The sequence below is a fragment of the Kitasatospora sp. NBC_01300 genome (genome assembly GCF_041435235.1).
In the GTDB taxonomy this organism is placed as follows: Bacteria; Actinomycetota; Actinomycetes; order Streptomycetales; family Streptomycetaceae; genus Kitasatospora.
The window spans coordinates 939,505-954,978 of sequence record NZ_CP108408.1 but is presented as its reverse complement, the minus strand read 5'-3'; the positions used below and the strand labels follow the sequence as shown (position 1 = coordinate 954,978).

General features: G+C 74.7%; 13 protein-coding genes. 9 read left to right on the top strand and 4 right to left on the bottom strand.

Going from position 1 to position 15,474, the window contains the following annotated elements; genetic code table 11:
* The 5 genes from asnB to OG556_RS04065 all read left to right on the top strand — a co-directional run bounded on the left by asnB (position 1) and on the right by OG556_RS04065 (position 5,783).
* The gene (gene asnB, locus OG556_RS04085; RefSeq protein WP_371515897.1) at positions 1-1,836 is read left to right on the top strand and encodes an asparagine synthase (glutamine-hydrolyzing); all 1,836 of its coding nucleotides are present in this window, start codon (positions 1-3) and stop codon (positions 1,834-1,836) included.
* A 17-nt stretch (positions 1,837-1,853) separates the two neighbouring features.
* Positions 1,854-2,363 (top strand): flavin reductase family protein, encoded by a 510-nt coding sequence (locus OG556_RS04080; RefSeq protein WP_371515896.1) that lies wholly within the window; start codon positions 1,854-1,856, stop codon positions 2,361-2,363.
* Between the two features lie 27 nt (positions 2,364-2,390).
* Entirely contained in the window at positions 2,391-3,953 is a 1,563-nt protein-coding gene (locus tag OG556_RS04075) for a 4-hydroxyphenylacetate 3-hydroxylase family protein (RefSeq protein ID WP_371515895.1), read from the top strand.
* The gene (locus OG556_RS04070) at positions 3,950-4,792 is read left to right on the top strand and encodes a trans-aconitate 2-methyltransferase (RefSeq protein ID WP_371515894.1); all 843 of its coding nucleotides are present in this window, start codon (positions 3,950-3,952) and stop codon (positions 4,790-4,792) included. Before OG556_RS04075 ends, OG556_RS04070 begins: the two co-directional genes overlap by 4 nt.
* 112 nt (positions 4,793-4,904) lie before the next feature.
* Positions 4,905-5,783, top strand: coding sequence for a helix-turn-helix domain-containing protein (locus tag OG556_RS04065; protein WP_244293271.1), 879 nt, complete (start codon positions 4,905-4,907; stop codon positions 5,781-5,783).
* 60 nt (positions 5,784-5,843) lie between these two features.
* Here OG556_RS04065 and OG556_RS04060 read toward each other — a convergent pair whose 3' ends face one another.
* Complete coding sequence (locus tag OG556_RS04060; protein ID WP_371515893.1) at positions 5,844-7,097, bottom strand: MFS transporter; 1,254 nt, start codon at positions 7,095-7,097, stop codon at positions 5,844-5,846.
* Positions 7,098-7,448: 351 nt separating this feature from the next.
* On the opposite strand from OG556_RS04060, the gene OG556_RS04055 reads away from it, so the two are divergent.
* The 3 genes from OG556_RS04055 (at position 7,449) to OG556_RS04045 (ending at position 9,665) form a co-directional block, all read left to right on the top strand.
* Positions 7,449-8,426: an FAD-dependent monooxygenase gene (locus OG556_RS04055; protein ID WP_371515892.1), complete on the top strand. Its 978-nt coding sequence runs from the start codon at positions 7,449-7,451 to the stop codon at positions 8,424-8,426.
* Entirely contained in the window at positions 8,417-8,671 is a 255-nt protein-coding gene (locus tag OG556_RS04050) for a hypothetical protein (protein ID WP_371515891.1), read from the top strand. Before OG556_RS04055 ends, OG556_RS04050 begins: the two co-directional genes overlap by 10 nt.
* Positions 8,672-8,846: 175 nt before the next feature.
* A complete protein-coding gene (locus OG556_RS04045) occupies positions 8,847-9,665 on the top strand; it encodes an alpha/beta fold hydrolase (protein WP_371515890.1) in 819 nt (272 codons plus the stop codon).
* A gap of 14 nt (positions 9,666-9,679) precedes the next feature.
* On the opposite strand, the gene OG556_RS04040 is transcribed toward OG556_RS04045, so the two are convergent.
* Both OG556_RS04040 and OG556_RS04035 read right to left on the bottom strand, forming a co-directional pair.
* Positions 9,680-10,516 (bottom strand): hypothetical protein, encoded by an 837-nt coding sequence (locus tag OG556_RS04040; RefSeq protein ID WP_371515889.1) that lies wholly within the window; start codon positions 10,514-10,516, stop codon positions 9,680-9,682.
* Positions 10,517-10,614: 98 nt separating this feature from the next.
* Positions 10,615-12,738, bottom strand: a complete 2,124-nt coding sequence (locus OG556_RS04035; RefSeq protein WP_371515888.1) for a BTAD domain-containing putative transcriptional regulator — start codon at positions 12,736-12,738, stop codon at positions 10,615-10,617.
* 178 nt (positions 12,739-12,916) lie between these two features.
* Here OG556_RS04035 and OG556_RS04030 point away from each other — a divergent pair, with 178 nt between their 5' ends.
* Positions 12,917-13,459, top strand: coding sequence for a hypothetical protein (locus OG556_RS04030; protein ID WP_371515887.1), 543 nt, complete (start codon positions 12,917-12,919; stop codon positions 13,457-13,459).
* 152 nt (positions 13,460-13,611) lie between these two features.
* Here the strand turns inward: OG556_RS04030 and OG556_RS04025 are convergent, their stop codons facing one another.
* Positions 13,612-15,012 carry an MFS transporter gene (locus OG556_RS04025; RefSeq protein WP_371515886.1) on the bottom strand — a complete coding sequence of 467 codons (1,401 nt, stop codon included), beginning with the start codon at positions 15,010-15,012 and terminating at the stop codon, positions 13,612-13,614.
* Positions 15,013-15,474: the final 462 nt, after the last annotated feature.

The following is a 15,474-nucleotide window of genomic DNA, read 5'->3' as shown; positions in this document are numbered from 1 at the left end:
ATGTGCGGTGTCACCGGCTGGATCGACTGGGACACCGACCTGCGCCACCAGGCGCGGACGGTCCGGGAGATGACCGCCACCCTGGCCTGCCGCGGCCCGGACGCGGACGGCGTCTGGCTCTCCCGGCACGCCGCGTTCGGCCACCGCCGGCTGTCCGTGATCGACCTGGACGGCGGGGCCCAGCCGCTCGCCGACCGCCCGGGGCCCGACGCCGGCGCCGTCCTCTGCTACAACGGGGAGCTCTACAACCACCGCGAGCTGCGCGCGCAACTGGAGGCCCTCGGGCACGTCTTCCGGACCCGCTCGGACACCGAGGTGGTCCTGCGGGCCCACCTCCAGTGGGGCAAGGACGCGCCGACCAGGTTCAACGGCATCTTCGCCTACGCCCTGTGGGACGCCGCGCGCGAGGAACTGCTGCTGGTCCGCGACCACCTCGGCATCAAGCCGCTGTACTGGCACGCCCACGCCACCGGGGTGCTGTTCGGCTCCGAGCCCAAGGCGGTGCTCGCGAACCCGCTGTTCCGCGCCGAACTGGACGCCGAGGGCATCGCCGAACTGTTCGCGCTGCCCGCCGCGCCGAGCGCCGGCCACGGGCTGTTCCGCGGGCTGCACGAAGTCCGGCCCGGCCACCTGGTGGTCGTCGGTCGCGGCGCCACCCGCGAACTGCGCTACTGGCGGCTGGAGTCGGCCGAGCACCGGGACGACGCCGCGACCACCCGCGGCACCGTCCGGGACCTGCTCGCCGACGCCGTCGAACGGCAGCTGATCAGCGACGTGCCGCTGTGCACCCTGCTCTCCGGCGGCGTCGACTCCAGCGCCGTCACCGCGCTGGCCGCGGCCGCCCGCGAACGGGCCGGCCACGGGAAGATCTCCAGCTTCTCGGTGGACTTCCCCGGCAGCACCGACCGCACCCCGGACGCCTGGCGGACCACCCTGGACGCCCCGTACGTCCAGGCCGCCGCCGAGCACATCGGCACCCTGCACACCACCGTCCTGGTGCCCGACGACGACCTGCTGGACGCCCGGGACGCCGTCCTGCGGGCCCGGGACCGGCCCGGCTGGGGCGAGATGGACGCCTCGCTGCACCTGCTCTTCCGCGAGGTGCGGCGGCGCTCCACGGTCGCGCTCTCCGGCGAGGCCGCGGACGAGATCTTCGGCGGCTACCCGTACTTCCACGACGCGCAGGCCGTCGCCGCGCCCACCTTCCCGTGGCTGCACGGCAAGGCCACGCCCGCGGACCTGCTGCGCCCGGACGTCCGGGCCGAGGTGCGCCCCGAGGAGTACACCGCCGCCGCCTACCACCGCTCGCTCGGCGAGGTGTCGCGCCTGCCCGGCGAGTCGGCCGCCGACGCGCGGATCCGCGAGGTCTTCCACCTCGCGCTCACCCGCTGGCTCCCCCCGCTGCTGGACCGGGTGGACCGGGTGTCGATGTCGGTCGGCCTGGAGGTGCGGGTGCCGTTCTGCGACCACCGCCTGGTGGAGTACCTCTGGAACGTCCCGTGGGCGCTCAAGGCGCCGGACGGGCGGGCCAAGGGCCTGTTCCGCGACGCCGTCCGGGACCTCCTCCCGCCGCAGGTCACCGACCGGCCCAAGAGCGGCTACCCGTCCACCCCGGCCGTCCGCTACACCGAGGTGCTCACCGCCCGGGCGCACGAGCTGCTGGCCGACCCGAACGCGCCGGTCTTCGAGCTGGTGGACCGCGAGCTGGTCCGCCGGCTGCTCGCCGAGGGCCGCCCGCTGCCCAGCCCGCGCACCGCGCCGAACCCGGTCGGCGGCCTCGACCACCTGGTCCAGGTCGACGAGTGGCTGCGCGCCTACCGGGTGGGGCTGCGATGAGCGGCCCGGCAGGGGCCGTGACCACGGCGAAGGCCACCGAGGAGGCCTTCCGGGCCGCCTCCCGCGGCTGGACCACCGGGGTCGCGGTGGTCACCACCCGGGCGGACGAGGAGGTCTTCGCCAAGACGGTCTCCTCCTTCAGCACCCTCTCCCTCGACCCGCTGCTGGTCACCGTCGCGGTCAGCCGCCACAGCCCGCTGGTGGCCGCGGCCCGCGCTGCCGGACGGTTCGGCCTCTCGGTCCTGACGGACGGCCAGTCGGCGGTGGCCCGGCGCTTCGCCACCCCCGGGGCCGGGCGCGCGCTCGGCGGCTTCACCGCGGTGCCGATGCGGACGGCCGTCACCGGCGCCCCGCTCGTCGACGACGCCCTGGCCTGGTTCGACTGCCGGCTGCACGGCACCCTGCCCGGCGGCGACCACACCATCCTGGTCGGCCGGGTCGCCGCCGCGGACCGCGGCGACGGCGACCCGCTGCTCTACCACGACGGCCGGTACCGCGTGCTCGACCCGAAGCCCTTGAACCCTTGAACCCTTGACATCAAACGGAGTTGGCGCATGACACTGCTGGGCACCATCACCGGCCGCGGCGCACCCGCCACCGCCCGCGGCCTGCTGACCGGCGACCGGTACCGGGCCGAACTGGACGACGGCCGCGAGCTCTACCTCGACGGCAAGCGCATCGCGAACCCCGCCGAGCACCCCGCGTTCCGCCCGGCCGTGGACGAACTGGCCCGCCTGATCGACCTCCAGCACGACCCGGCCCACCGCGACCTGCTCACCTGGGAGGACCCGGACAGCGGCCTGCGGCTCGCCCGCGCCTACCAGCCCCCGCGCACCCTGGAGGACCTGCGGCTCCAGCGCCGCAGCGCCGAGCTGTGGCACGCCGAGGCACTGGGGCAGCAGGGCCGCTCGCCCGCCTTCATGGCCTCGATCGCCGTCGGCGTCTACGACTTCCGGCACCGGCTGGCCGGCGCCGACCCGCGCTTCGGCGCCAACGCCGAGGCCTGGTACCGGCACTGCGCGAGCAACGACCTGGTCCTCTCGCACGCCCTCGGCGACCCGCAGATCGACCGCTCCGCCAACCCGCTGGACGACCCGGACCTCGCCCTGCGCGTCGTGGAGGAGAACGACCGGGGCATCGTGGTGCGCGGCGCCAAGCAGCTCACCACGCTCGCCCCGATCGCCCACGAGGTGCTGGTCTACCTCTCGGCGTCGTTCACCGAGGGCCGCGGCGAGCAGTTCGTGACCTGGTTCGCCCTGCCGCTCAACACCCCCGGCCTGATCACCCTCGCCCGCGAACCGCTCGGCAGCGCCTCCTGGGGGCACGCCCACCCGCTCGGCGCGCGGTTCGACGAGCAGGACGCGATGCTCTTCTTCGACGACGTCCTGGTGCCCTGGGACCGCGTCTTCCTGCTGCGCGACGCGAACCTGGCGCGCACCGGCCTCGGCCGGATCAACGCCTGGAGCGCCTACGTCGGCCACATCCGCTACCGCGAGCGGCTGCGGACCCTGCTGGCCAGTGCGACCCTGGTCGCCGAGTCGATCGGCGTGGACGGCTTCCGCAACATCCAGGAGGATCTGGGCCGCCTCGCCGGGTACGCCGAACTGACCGAGTACTTCCTCGACGCCGCCGAGGCGCGCGGCGGCCTCACCGACGGCGGCCTGTTCGCCCCCGGCGACACGGCGGCCTCCCGGGTCTGGTCGGCCGAGGTGGCCGGCAGCGCGGTCGAGATCGTCCGCAAGATCGGGGCCTCCGGGCTGCTCATCCAGCCCACCGCCGGGGACCTCGCCAACCCCCGGCTGCGCCCGCACCTGGACCGCTACATGCGCGGCCGGGACATCGACGCCGAACGCAAGGCCCGGCTCTTCCGGATCGCCTGGGAGCTGACCGGCGACGGCTTCGGCCAGCGCCAGGACCTCTACGAGTACGTGCACCGGGGCGACCTGGCCCGCAACCGGATCAACCTCTTCAAGCGCTACGACCAGAGCGCCGCCCGCGAACGGCTGCTGCACCTGGTCGACCAGGGCGTCGCGGAGCAGCCCGCCGCCGCGGAGCAGCCAGCTACCGACCAGCCGTCCACCGCACAGTCGTCCACCGTGGAGGAGAACCAGCCGTGAGCACGTCCGCCGTCGAGATCCAGGCCCGTACCCTCGCGGGGTACGCCGACGCCAGCCGGCTGCGCCAGGTCCAGGACCGGGACTGGGTGCTCGACCAGGTCACCGGAGCCCCCGAGTCCCTGATCGACCTCGGCAGCGGGATCGGCCAGCTGCTCCAGGAGGCCCTGGAGCGCTTCCCCTCCCTGCGGCGCGCCGTCGGCCTGGAACGCTCCGAGCACCGCATCGCCGAGGCCGCCGCCCGGCTCCAGCCCTACGGCGAGCGGGTCGCCCTGCACCGGGCCGACCTCACCGTGCCCGAGCCGCTGCCGTTCCGGGCCGACGTGATCACCCAGACCTCGGTGCTGCACTGGCTGTACCCGGACGAGGAGCGGATCTTCGCCTGGGCCGCCGCCCACCTCGCCCCCGGCGGCCGCTTCCTGCTCACCACCTACCACCCGGCCCGGGACGAACGCGGCCTCGGCGGTGAGGACGAGCTGGTCCGCGACGCCCTGGTCGCGCTCGGCACCCCGTACGACGAGGTGCCCGGCGTCCTGGAGCGCGCCGGGGTGCTGCCGATCGCGACCCGGACCAGGACCGTCGACGAGCTCGCGGCGGTGGTGGGCCCGCACCTCGCGGTGGCCGGCCACCTGGAGCGCGACGCCGTGGTCACGGTCGACGGCGCCGCCCAGTACGAGCACTTCCACGCCGCCACCTTCGGCGACTACTACAGCCGTGCGGTGCCGGCGCAGCAGCGGCCCGCCTTCTTCCGCGCCGTCGGCGAGAGCGCCTGGCGCCGGCAGCAGGAGCGCGGCCACGTCAGCCACATGCCCGTCCGGCTGTGGCAGCTGACGTCTCGTTAACAACATGTGTAGCCCGCCGCTCACCCCTGGGGTGGGCGGCGGGCTGCGTCTACGCTGGTGGCAGCCCACACCCCCGCATTCGACGGCACCGACCAGGGCCGAGGAGCCAACCGTGTCAACTCCCCCCGCAGGCAGGGAACTCGGCGCCTTCCTGCGCGCCCATCGCGAGCTCCTCAAGCCTTCCGACGTCGGCCTCACCGCCACCACCCGGCGCCGCACCCCCGGTCTGCGCCGGGAGGAGGTCGCCTCCCTCTCCGGCGTCGGCCTGGCCTGGTACACCTGGGTCGAGCAGGGGCGGGTCACCGCCTCCCGGCAGGTGCTGGAGGCGATCGCCCGGGTGCTGCGGCTGGACGCGGCCGGGCTGCGGCACGCCATGCGCCTGGCCGGCTACCACGAGCCGACGGCGGCCGCCGCCTCGGAGGACGGCGCCGACCGGCTCGCCGAGGCCATCCGGCCGGTCCTGGACTCCTGGCCCACCAGCCCGGCCGTCCTGCTCGACCGGCACTTCGACCTGCTCGGCTGGAACGCCGCCTGGGTCGCGCTCTGGGGCTCGCCCGAGTTCGTCCCCGCGGACCGGCGCAACCTGATGTGGGTGATGGCCGCCGACCACCGGGTGCGGGCCGTGTTCCGCGACTGGGAGCCGCTCGCGATGAACGTCTTCCAGCAGTTCCGGGCGCAGGCCGGCCCGGCCCTGGCCGACCCCCGCACCGGCGAGGTCTACCGGCACCTGGACGAGGACGCGCCCGAGTTCCGGCACTGGTGGGGCTGCCACTCGGTGGCGGAGCTGACCGTCCGCACCGTCACCGTCGAGCCGGCCGGGCTCGGCCCGGTCCGGCTGACGCTGTCGTCCTTCCACCCGGTGGACGACCCGACCGCGACGGTGCTGCTGTTCACCCCGCACGGCGCCGCCGACCGGGCGCGGATGACCGAACTGGTCGATCATCCGTTGCGCGCGGTCGGCGGTGTGGAGGGGGAGCGCCGGGTCGGCTGAGCCGCCGGTCCTGTCGGTCCTGTCGGTCCTGCCGGGCATCCCGGCCGTTCCGGCGGGGCCTCAGGTGCCCGACGCGGTGGACCGGCGCAGGCCGAGGCTGACGGCCAGCGCGCCCAGGGCGGCCACCAGCGCGAGCCCGGTGCCGATCAGCAGGGTGCCGTCCGCGACGTTGCCGAACGTGCCGATCGCCCAGGCGCCCAGGCCGGTGCCCGCGTACATGGTCGAGGTCAGCCACGCGCTGGAGGTCGCCCGCAGCTCCGGGGCGATGGTGCCGGCCAGCGTCTGCTGGTCCGTCACGAAGCCTCCGGAGGCCAGGAACCACACCACCACGCCGGCCAGGGCGAGGACCAGGCCGGGCCCCTTGGCCGCCAGCGCGACGCCCGCCGCCAGCAGCACGCCCCACAGCGGCAGCATCGGCAGGTCGGAGCGCCCGGCGGTCCTGGCCCGGTCCCCGAGCCGGCCGCCCAGCAGCGAGCCGACCAGGCTGCCCGCGCCGACCAGCACGCCCACCAGGCCCAGGGCCTGCACCGACAGGTCGAAGCGCTGCACCAGCACCGCGCCGAGGAAGGTGTAGGCGCCCAGGTTGGCCGTGTTGAACACCGTGTTGACTAGCAGGGCGCGCCGCAGCGTCGGGTCGGCCCAGCCCGCCAGGATCGCCCGGACCGCCCCCACCTGCGGCGCGGCCGCCTGCGCCGAGCGGCGCTGGACCTGGCTCAGCAGCAGCGGCACGGCCGCCGCGGTCCCGATGGTCAGCGCCCAGAACGCCGACCGCCAGCCGGCCAGTCCGGCGAGGAAGCCGCCGAGCGGCACGCCGATCACCTGGCCGCAGGAGAACAGCGCCATGCCCAGGCCGAGGGCCCGCCCGCGCACCGCCTCCGGCGCGGTCTCGGCGATGTGCGCCCAGATCGCCGGCCCGGCCGCGGCCGCCGCCAGCCCGGCCACCGCGCGGGACACGACCAGCAGCGTCAGCCCGGTGGAGAGGGCGGCCGCCGCGTTGGACACGACGAACAGCACGGTGCCCGCCACCAGGGTGCGGCGGCGGCCGAACCGGTCGCTCAGCAGCCCGAGGAAGGGAGCCGCGACGGCGTACACCAGCACGTAGGCGGTGACGCTGGAGGCGGCGGCCGCCTCGGTGGTGTGCACCGAGTCCGCGATGGTCGGCAGCAGCGGCGACACCAGGAAGGTCTCCGTGCCGAACAGGAACAGCAGGAGGAACACTCCCGCGTAGCGCCACCGTTCGAAGGCCTGGGCCGGCGCCAGGGGCGGGACGTCCTCGGCCTGTTCGGGTCGGGGCGGGTCGGAGATGCTGCTCACAGCGATCACCACCTTGTCGTGCGAGGGAGCGGCCGGGCCTTCGGACGGCAGGCGGAAGCGGCCGCGACGGGAGGGCAGGAGTCCGATGCGGCCATCCTGCGGACGGCCCCCGCGGCCAGCCAGACAGGCGGTCATCCTGTGACCCCAGGTCACAGGCTGCCGTCCTGGTCCGGTCGGTGACACGGCCGGTGGCACGGTCGGTCGGCGGGCCGCCGGTGGCCTGCCGGTGGTCTGTCGGTGACCTGTCGGCGGTCTGGCGGTCGCTCGCCGGTCGTGCCGGCGTCCTGTGAGCGACCTGTCGGCCGCCGTGGCGAGACTGGCGGCACGACATCGACTCACGGGAGGTCCACCATGTCGAGCACCACGTCGAACAGCACCCGACCGCACCACTCGCGCACCACCTCGGTCCTGATCTCCGGGGCGGGCATCGCCGGCACCGCCCTCGCCTACTGGCTGGAGCGCTACGGCTTCCACGTCACGGTCGTCGAGCGCGCCCCGGAACTCCGGGGCGGCGGACAGGCGGTGGACGTGCGGGGCAACGCCCTGGAGATCATCGAGCGGATGGGCCTCCTGGAGGAGGTCCGGGCCCGCCGGACCGGACTGCGCGGCATGTCCCTGGTCGACGCGGACGGCCGCGAGCTCAAGCGCACCACCGAGTGGACGGCCACCGGGGGCGCCGTGGACGGCCCCGACGTGGAGATCCTGCGCGACGAACTGGCCGCCCTGCTGGCGGGGGCGGCCCGGCCCGGCGTCCGGTACCGCTTCGGCGAGTCGATCGACACCCTCGTGCAGCACGAGGAGGGCGTCCAGGTCCGCTTCACCAGCGGAGACGAGCAGTCCTTCGACCTCGTCGTGGGCGCCGACGGCCTGCACTCGAACACCCGCCGGCTGGTCTTCGGCCCCGAGGCGGACTACCTGCACCCGACCGGCATCTACATCGCCGGCTGGAGCGCCCCCAACCACCTCGGCCTCGACCGCTGGGAGGTCATCCACCGGCCCGCCGGCCAGGCCGTCTGGGGCAGCATGGCGATGACCGTCCGGGACAACAGCGAGCTGCGGGTCTTCACCGTCTTCACGTCCGACGAGCCGGTCGAGGACCTGCTCCCGCGCGACCCGGCGGAGCAGCGGCGGCTGGTGGCCGAGCGCTGCGCCGGGCTGCGCTGGGAGGTGCCGCAGTTCCTCAAGTCCCTGGGGGAGGGGGACGCCTTCCACTACGACGTGGTCGCGCAGATCCGGATGGACCGCTGGTCGCAGGGCCGGGTCGCGCTGCTCGGCGACGCCGGGTACTGCTGTTCCCCGCCACCGGCCAGGGCACCAGTGTGGCTCTGACCGGCGCCTACGTGCTGGCCGGGGAGCTGCACGCGGCCGACGGCGACCACGAGGCCGCCTACCAGGCCTACGAGCAGCGGCTGCGCGAACATGTGACGGTCAATCAGGCCATCCTCGAGCGCACCAGGGACCGGTTCGAGGTCACGGAGGCGGACCCCGAGGGGATGGAGGGCTTCGACCGGCCCGGCGTCGAGGTGCACGAGGCCTTCCGCGCCGCCACGGTCTTCGACCTGGTCGACTACTGACCGACCCCGCCGACCCTGCCGCCCACGCCGCGCCGTGGGTGGTCGCGATCACCAGGAAAGTGAGGTTAGGCTAACCAAACTTGATGGACGGTCGAGGGCGAGGGCGGTGCCGGGGATGCACAGTCAGGGTGAGCCGGGGCGGGCGCGGACACGGGATGGGCGGGAGCTGTTCTACATGCGGCGGCCGGGGCCCGACGGCGAGGGCGTGCCGACGGTCGTGCTGGAGGGCGGGCTCGCCTCCAGCCGCTCGTACTGGGCGCCGGTGCAGCTCCGGCTGGACGGGGTCGCGGCGACGGTGGCGTACGACCGCAGCGGGCTCGGCCGCAGCGCGCCGGACCAGGCGCCGCGCCCGCTGCGCCGCCTCGCCGAGGACCTCAATGACCTGCTCGACCACCTCGCCGGCCTCGGCCACGGGCCGTTCGTCCTGGTCGGGCACAGCTGGGGCGGGCCGATCGTCCGGCTCGCCGCCGCGGCCCGCCCCAAGCGGATCGCGGGCCTGGTGCTGGCCGACCCGACGGACGAGTCCTGCGACCTGGTGTTCGCGCCCTCGGTGCGCCGCCAGGAGCGGATCGGGCAGGCGGTCAGCATGCTGCTGGCCCGCACCGGCCTGCTGGCCCGGGCCTTCCGCCCGCTGCTCGACGCCCTCCCGGCGGACGCCGCGGCCGAGATGCGCGCGGAGGGCTTCACCGTCTCCACCATCCGCACCCGGGGCGCCGAACTCGGCTCCGTTGTCGCGGACTTGACCGCCATGAAGGAGAACCCGCCGGCCCTCGGCGGCATCCCGCTCACGGTGGTCTCGGCCGCCCGGACCTCGACCGGCATGGGCCCGAAGGTCCGGGAGGCCGTGAACGCCTCGCACGCCCGCCGCGTCGGCCTGGCCGAGGTCGGCCGCCATGTGCTGGCGGCCGACGCCGACCATCTGGTGCCGACCAGCGACCCCGACACCCTGGCGCGCGAGATCCGCAGGATCGTCGAAGGCCGGTCAAATGCCTAGGACTTGACCGGCCGTCAGTTCCTGATGATCTCCAGACTGGCGGCAGTGCCCGGAACACCGCCGGGGTAGGTGTTGCCGCCGAGGTAGAAGGTGTGGCCGTCCGGTCCGAGCGCCAGGCCGGTGGCGAGTTCCACCTGCTGCGGGTTCACCGTCTCGGCCGGGACGAGCGCGCGGGCCTCGGTGTCGTAGGAGAGGATCGCGCTGCGGTTGTGGTAGCCGGGAGGGGTGGGGCCGCCCGGGGTGATGAAGACGGACCAGGTGGAGGTGAAGTACAGCCGGCGCCCGTCCGGGCTGACGACCGGGTAGGCGAGGCCGGTGCTGCCCGGTGCGAAGTGGAAGTTCTCGGTGACGGTGTCGGTCGCGGTGTCGACGAGGTAGTCGCTCTGGTAGCCGCCGAGGCCGTACAGCGTGCCGCCGTCGGGGCTGAGCACCGCACTGCCGGAGGCGCCGTGCCCGGCGGTGAAGGTGCGGACGGTGGTGAGCGAGGTGGGCGTGGCGGCCAGGTGGACCAGGCCGTCCGCGGTGGTGACGTACAGGTCCTGGCCGTTGGGGCGCAGGACGATCGAACCGACACCGAAGCTGGTGACGTCGACGGAGGCGGTGAAGGCGCCGGCGGCGGTCGAGTACGCGAGGACCCGGGAGGGCAGGGCGCCCCAGCGCTGGCGCGGCCCGTTCTGGGCCAGGTAGACGCCGGCGCCGTCCGGGCTGACCACGAGGGAACTCGCCGAGCCGTCCACGTACCCGTCGGGGTGCGGCTGGACGGGGAGCGGGACGTCGGCGGCCACCGTGTCGCTGTCGGTGTCGACGGTGACCAGGCGCTGCGCCCCCACGGCCGCGTACAGCCGGGCCATGACGGGGCGCGCGACGGAGCACACGGCGCGGCGCGCGGGGCCGCACGATCGGTGACGTGGTCGAGGAGCAGGCGATGGGGCGGCGGCCGGGCCCGGGGTCAGGGGGCGTCCGGCGCCTGCGCCGCGCAGGCGGCCAGGGCGGCCAGGCGGTCCACCTCGACCCATTCGTCGAGGTGGAGGCCGATCAGGTGGTGGCCCCGGCTCCACGGGTGGTCCGCGGCGGGAGGGGAGGGCGGCGGCGTGGGGGAGTCGGCGTGGTGGAGGTACCAGGAGCTGAGGCGTTCCAGGGCGGCGCGGCGCTCGGCGGGACCGGTCTCGGCGGTGCAGCGTTCGGCGGCGTAGAGGCGCAGGAGGTCGTTGAGCCGGTAGCGGTGGCGGTCCTCGTGGGTGAGCAGGTGGGCGGTGGCCAGGTGGTCGAGGACGGGCTGGACGGCGGCGGTGGGGGTGTCGGTCAGGGCGGCTGCCGCGCCGGCGCTGACGCCGACGGCCGGGGCCAGGGCGAGCAGCCGGAGCAGGGACCGGGCCTCGGCGGGGAGCGAGCGGTAGGAGAGGTCGAAGGCGGCGCGGACCGCCGAGGTGGCGTCACCGTCGATCTGCAGGGCGCTCAACCGGTGTTCCGCGTCGAGGAGTTCGGCGGCGTGGTCGGCGAGGCTGCGGCCCGGGAAGGCGGCGAGGCGGCTCGCGGTGATGGCCAGGGCGAGGGGCAGCCGGCCGCAGGCGTCGGTGAGTTCGGCCGCGGCGTGCGGCTCGGCGCGGGTGCGGTGCTCGCCGGCGATGAGGGCCACGAGGCGGAGGGCCTGATGGGCGGGCAGGACGTCGAGCACCAGGGGGCGGGCGCCGTTGCGGGCGGTCAGGCCGTCGAGCCGGGTGCGGCTGGTGACCACCGTGCGGCAGTCCGGGGCACCCGGCAGCAGCGGGCGGACCTGTTCGGCGTCACGGGCGTTGTCGAGGACCACGAGCAGCCGGCGGTCGGCCAGCAGGGAGCGGTAGAGCGCGGCCGCCTCGTCCGGCGCCGCGGGGATCCGGTCGCCGGGCACGCCGAGGGCGCGCAGGAAGCGGGCGAGGACGGTGTGCGGGTCGAGGGGCGCGGAGACGGAGTAGCCGTGCAGGTCGGCGTAGAGCTGGCCGTCCGGGAACGAGTCCCGGGCGCGGTGGGCCCAGTCGATGGCCAGGGTGGTCTTGCCGACCCCGGCCGGGCCCGAGAGCGCGCAGACGGGGACGGCCGCGCCGGTGGCACCGGTCGTGGGCGTCGTGAGCAGTGAGTCCAGGACGCGGAGCTCCGTGCCGCGTCCGACGAAGGTGGGCAGTGCGGGCGGGAGTTGGGCGGGCGGAGGCGGCGGTGCCTCCACCGGGGGTGCCGCCGCTGGGGGTGCTACTGCCGGGGGTGCCGTCACCGGGGGTCCTGCCGCTGGGGGTGTGGCCACCGGGGCCGCTGTGGTCGGCGCCGCCTCGGGGCGGACCGGTTCGGCGCGGGCCGGCTCGGTGGCCAGCAGTTCCAGGTGCAGCGCCCGCAGCTCCGGCCCGGGGTCGAGCCCGAGCTCGTCGGCCAGCCGCTCGGCGAACCGGCGGTAGGCGGTGAGCCCCTCGGGCGCGCGCCCGGACCCGTGCAGTGCGCGCATCAGCTGTCCGGTGAAGCGTTCCCGGAGCGGGTGGTCGACCACCAGTGCGGTCAGTTCGGGGACGGCCGCGCGGTGCCGGCCGAGGGCGAGCTCCAGATCGAGGCATTCCTCCCAGGCGGTCAGCCGCAGTTCGTCCAGCGCGACCGCGCCCGGGGCGTCCGCGTCCACGGCGAGTCCGTCCAGCGCGGGGCCGCGCCACAGGGCGAGCGCCTCGCGGAGCCCGTCGACCGCCGCCGGGGACCGTCCGGCGGCGGCCTCGCGGCGGGCGAGGGCGAGCCGGTCGGTGAAGGCGCGGGCGTCCAGGTGGTGGCCGGTGAGCGTGATGCGGTAGCCGCGGCCGTCGGTCAGCAGCACCGGGGGTGCGTCCGGGTCGGCCTCGGCGAAGCGGCGCCGCAGCACCCCGGCGAGGTTGCGGACCTGGCGGGTGGCGGTGGCCGGCGGCCGCTCGTCCCAGACGGCGTCCACCAGGCGGGCGACGGGAACGGAGACGTCCGCGTTGAGCAGCAGGGCGGCGAGCAGTCGCTCCTGCCGGGAGCCTTCGGAGGGGACGCGCCTCCCGTCGCCGGTCCACACCTCCAGCGAGCCGAGGATCCTGAACTCCAAGTGTCCCTCCCTGGGATCCGCGGGCCGGGCCGGACCGTCGCTGCGAGTGGATGGGCACGGGCGGTGATGGATCTATGACCAGATCATGCCAGTTGTGTGCGTCCGGTTGAGACCTTTGCTGTGCACCGGCCGAAACGAGCCGGTCGCCTGACGAGACGCCTCGAACCAGGAGCAGTTGATGAACCGTCTGAAGAAGGCCGTCGCCACCGCGACCGCCGTCGCCGCAGCCGCCCTGATCCCGCTGTCCGCGGCCCCGGCCGAGGCCGCCACCGGACCGGGCACCCACCTGGGGATGACCTGGTCCGTCGTCGCCTACGGCCCGGAGGGCACCGTCCAGGTCGGCGGCCCCGGCGGCAGCCCGAGCAACGCCTACAACGGCGACACCGCGCCGTCGGTCTCGCTGCCCGTGCTCTGCCTCAACGTCGACGGCAGCCCGGCCCCGTCCGGGATCAGCCTCGGCTTCTACAACGGCTGGGCGCAGGGCACCGTCGCCCTCAGCCAGCCGGTCAAGGGCGCCCGGCTCAACAGCCGGGCCGCGGCGGACAGCCTCTGCCAGGCCTCCTTCGGGGCCGGCTGGCGCGAGGCCGAGTTCCACGACGGCCACTTCGGGTCCGACCTGGCGCAGACCGGCGGCTGGACCTTCTGGGCCTACGGCAACATCCCCAACAACACCCGGTTCTGGACGGCCATCAACGACCAGGCGGCCAACCCCTGGAACTGACCGGCGCCTGGAACCTCCGGGACCGCCGGCAGAAGGGCGACGGCCCGCACCGCGTGGTGCAGGCCGTCGCCCTTCCGCATGATCTCGTCCGAACCCGAGCTCCGAATCCCGAGCCCGAACCCCGAACCCCGGGAGCCGGCAGGCCGGGCCCCTCAGGCCTGCCGTCGTACCGCGATGACCGCCGCGCCGAGGACGCACGCGCCGGCGGCGGTGAGGTAGGCGAGGTGGTAGCCGGCGAGCTGGTCCGTGCTGGTCGCGGCGACCAGCACCATCACCGCGACACCCGCACTCGCGCCGATCTGCTGCGCCACGACGTTCACCGCCCCGGCGACGGCGTGTTGCCGCGCCGGGACTCCGGTGAGCCCGGCGGACGTCATCGAGGGGAAGTTCAGCCCCTGGCCGATGCCGCTGAGCACCAGGCCGGGCAGCACGTACTGCACGTACCCGCCGTCGTGGGGGGTGCCCAGCCACAGTGCGGCACCCCCGCCGATCAGCACGAGGCCGACCGCCATCAGCGTGCGCGGGGTGAACCGGGCCAGCAGGCGTCCGGTGGCGAAGTTGGCGGTGAGGAACACGGCCAGGGACATCGGCACCAGCGCGAGACCGGACTCGAAGGGGGAGTAGTCCAGCATCCCTTGCAGGTACAGCGGCGCGAAGAACAGCAGCCCGACCGATCCCATGTACTGGAGGAAGGCCGCCAGGCTCGCGGCCCGGACCGACCGGATCCGGAAGAGGCCGAGCGGGAGCACCGGGTCGGCGGTGCGGTGCTCGCGCACGACGAACAGCACCAGGAAGGCCACCGCGGCGCCGAGGACGATCCACGCCGTCGCACCGTCACTGCTCACGCCGACGACGAGCAGGGTGAGTCCGAGCGTGCCCGTGATGGCGCCGGGCAGGTCCAGCCGGCCGCTGTGCCCGGCGCCACCGGGCAGTCCGGCGCGGGTCGCGGCCAGCACGGCGAGCCCCAGCAGCACCGAGAACCACAGCACCGAACGCCAGCCGAGGAACTGGGTCAGGACGCCGCCCAGCATCACCCCGCCGCTGAAGCTCGCGGCGCCGACCGCCGCGTACACGCTGAAGGCCCGGTTGCGGGCCGGACCGGCCGGAAACGTCTCGGTGAGCAGGGCCAGCGCGGCCGGGCCGGACAGGGCGGCGCCGATGCCCTGGACGGCGCGCGCACCCAGCAGCACCGCGGTGTCCGGGGCCAGCGCCCCGACCAGCGCGGACACGGTGAACAGGGCGACTCCGACCTCGAACACCCGCCGCCGGCCGAGGACGTCGGCCAGTCGGCCGCCCACCAGCAGGAAGCCGGCGAACGTGACGGCGTAGGCGGTCATGACCCACTGGAGCGTGGTCTCGTCCAGGTCGAAGCGCGCTCCGACCGACGGCAGGGCGGCGTTGAGGACTCCGAGACCGCTCACGTCCAGGGCGAGCGCCCCGGCCAGTACGCCGAGTGCCAGTCCCGGCCGGAGCGCCGGCTTGGCCGCGGCGCCGCCGGCGCCGGTGGTGCCGGGGGTTTCGGTGGTGCCGGCCGTGTCGGTGGCGTCCGTCATGCGGGCCTGCCGTCGACGTCGCGGCCGGTGAGTCCGGCTGAGGAAGGGTCGGCACCGGCTGACGCCGCATCAAGATTCTCAACTGCCATGGGGGTCAGCTTGCATGGGTCACTGAGTCGCTGTCTACCCCAATCGCGTGCCGGTGGAGCGCGCCTTTCGCGGGGTCGTACGCCTATCCCGGGCGGGGCGCGGTGACGCGGTGGCGCCGCTGAGTCGGGGCGCCATTTCGGACCGCCGACAGCTCCAACCCGAACCGGACACTTGGAGATCAAATCTCGCCACTGCCTCAACCGGCCCTCGAATGGCGCTTGTCTCACCATTAACAAACTGGCACTCTGCTGTCCGCCGGTCGGATTAGCACTGACGATCCATTTTGCCTCCATCAGCATACTCGTCGCGCTTGACCAAATGGACCTTGGAACCCATCGACAGTAGCCGTGCAGGTGAAGATTCCGCGTACGC

Excerpts from the sequence above, each read along its gene's own strand:
- asnB (WP_371515897.1), top strand. The coding sequence starts at position 1 with ATGTGCGGTGTCACCGGCTGGATCGACTGGGACACCGACCTGCGCCAC.
- OG556_RS04075 (WP_371515895.1), top strand. The coding sequence starts at position 2,391 with ATGACACTGCTGGGCACCATCACCGGCCGCGGCGCACCCGCCACCGCC.
- OG556_RS04055 (WP_371515892.1), top strand. The coding sequence starts at position 7,449 with ATGTCGAGCACCACGTCGAACAGCACCCGACCGCACCACTCGCGCACC.
- OG556_RS04045 (WP_371515890.1), top strand. The coding sequence starts at position 8,847 with ATGCGGCGGCCGGGGCCCGACGGCGAGGGCGTGCCGACGGTCGTGCTG.
- OG556_RS04040 (WP_371515889.1), bottom strand. The coding sequence starts at position 10,516 with ATGGCCCGGCTGTACGCGGCCGTGGGGGCGCAGCGCCTGGTCACCGTC.
- OG556_RS04030 (WP_371515887.1), top strand. The coding sequence starts at position 12,917 with ATGAACCGTCTGAAGAAGGCCGTCGCCACCGCGACCGCCGTCGCCGCA.
- OG556_RS04025 (WP_371515886.1), bottom strand. The coding sequence starts at position 15,012 with ATGACGGACGCCACCGACACGGCCGGCACCACCGAAACCCCCGGCACC.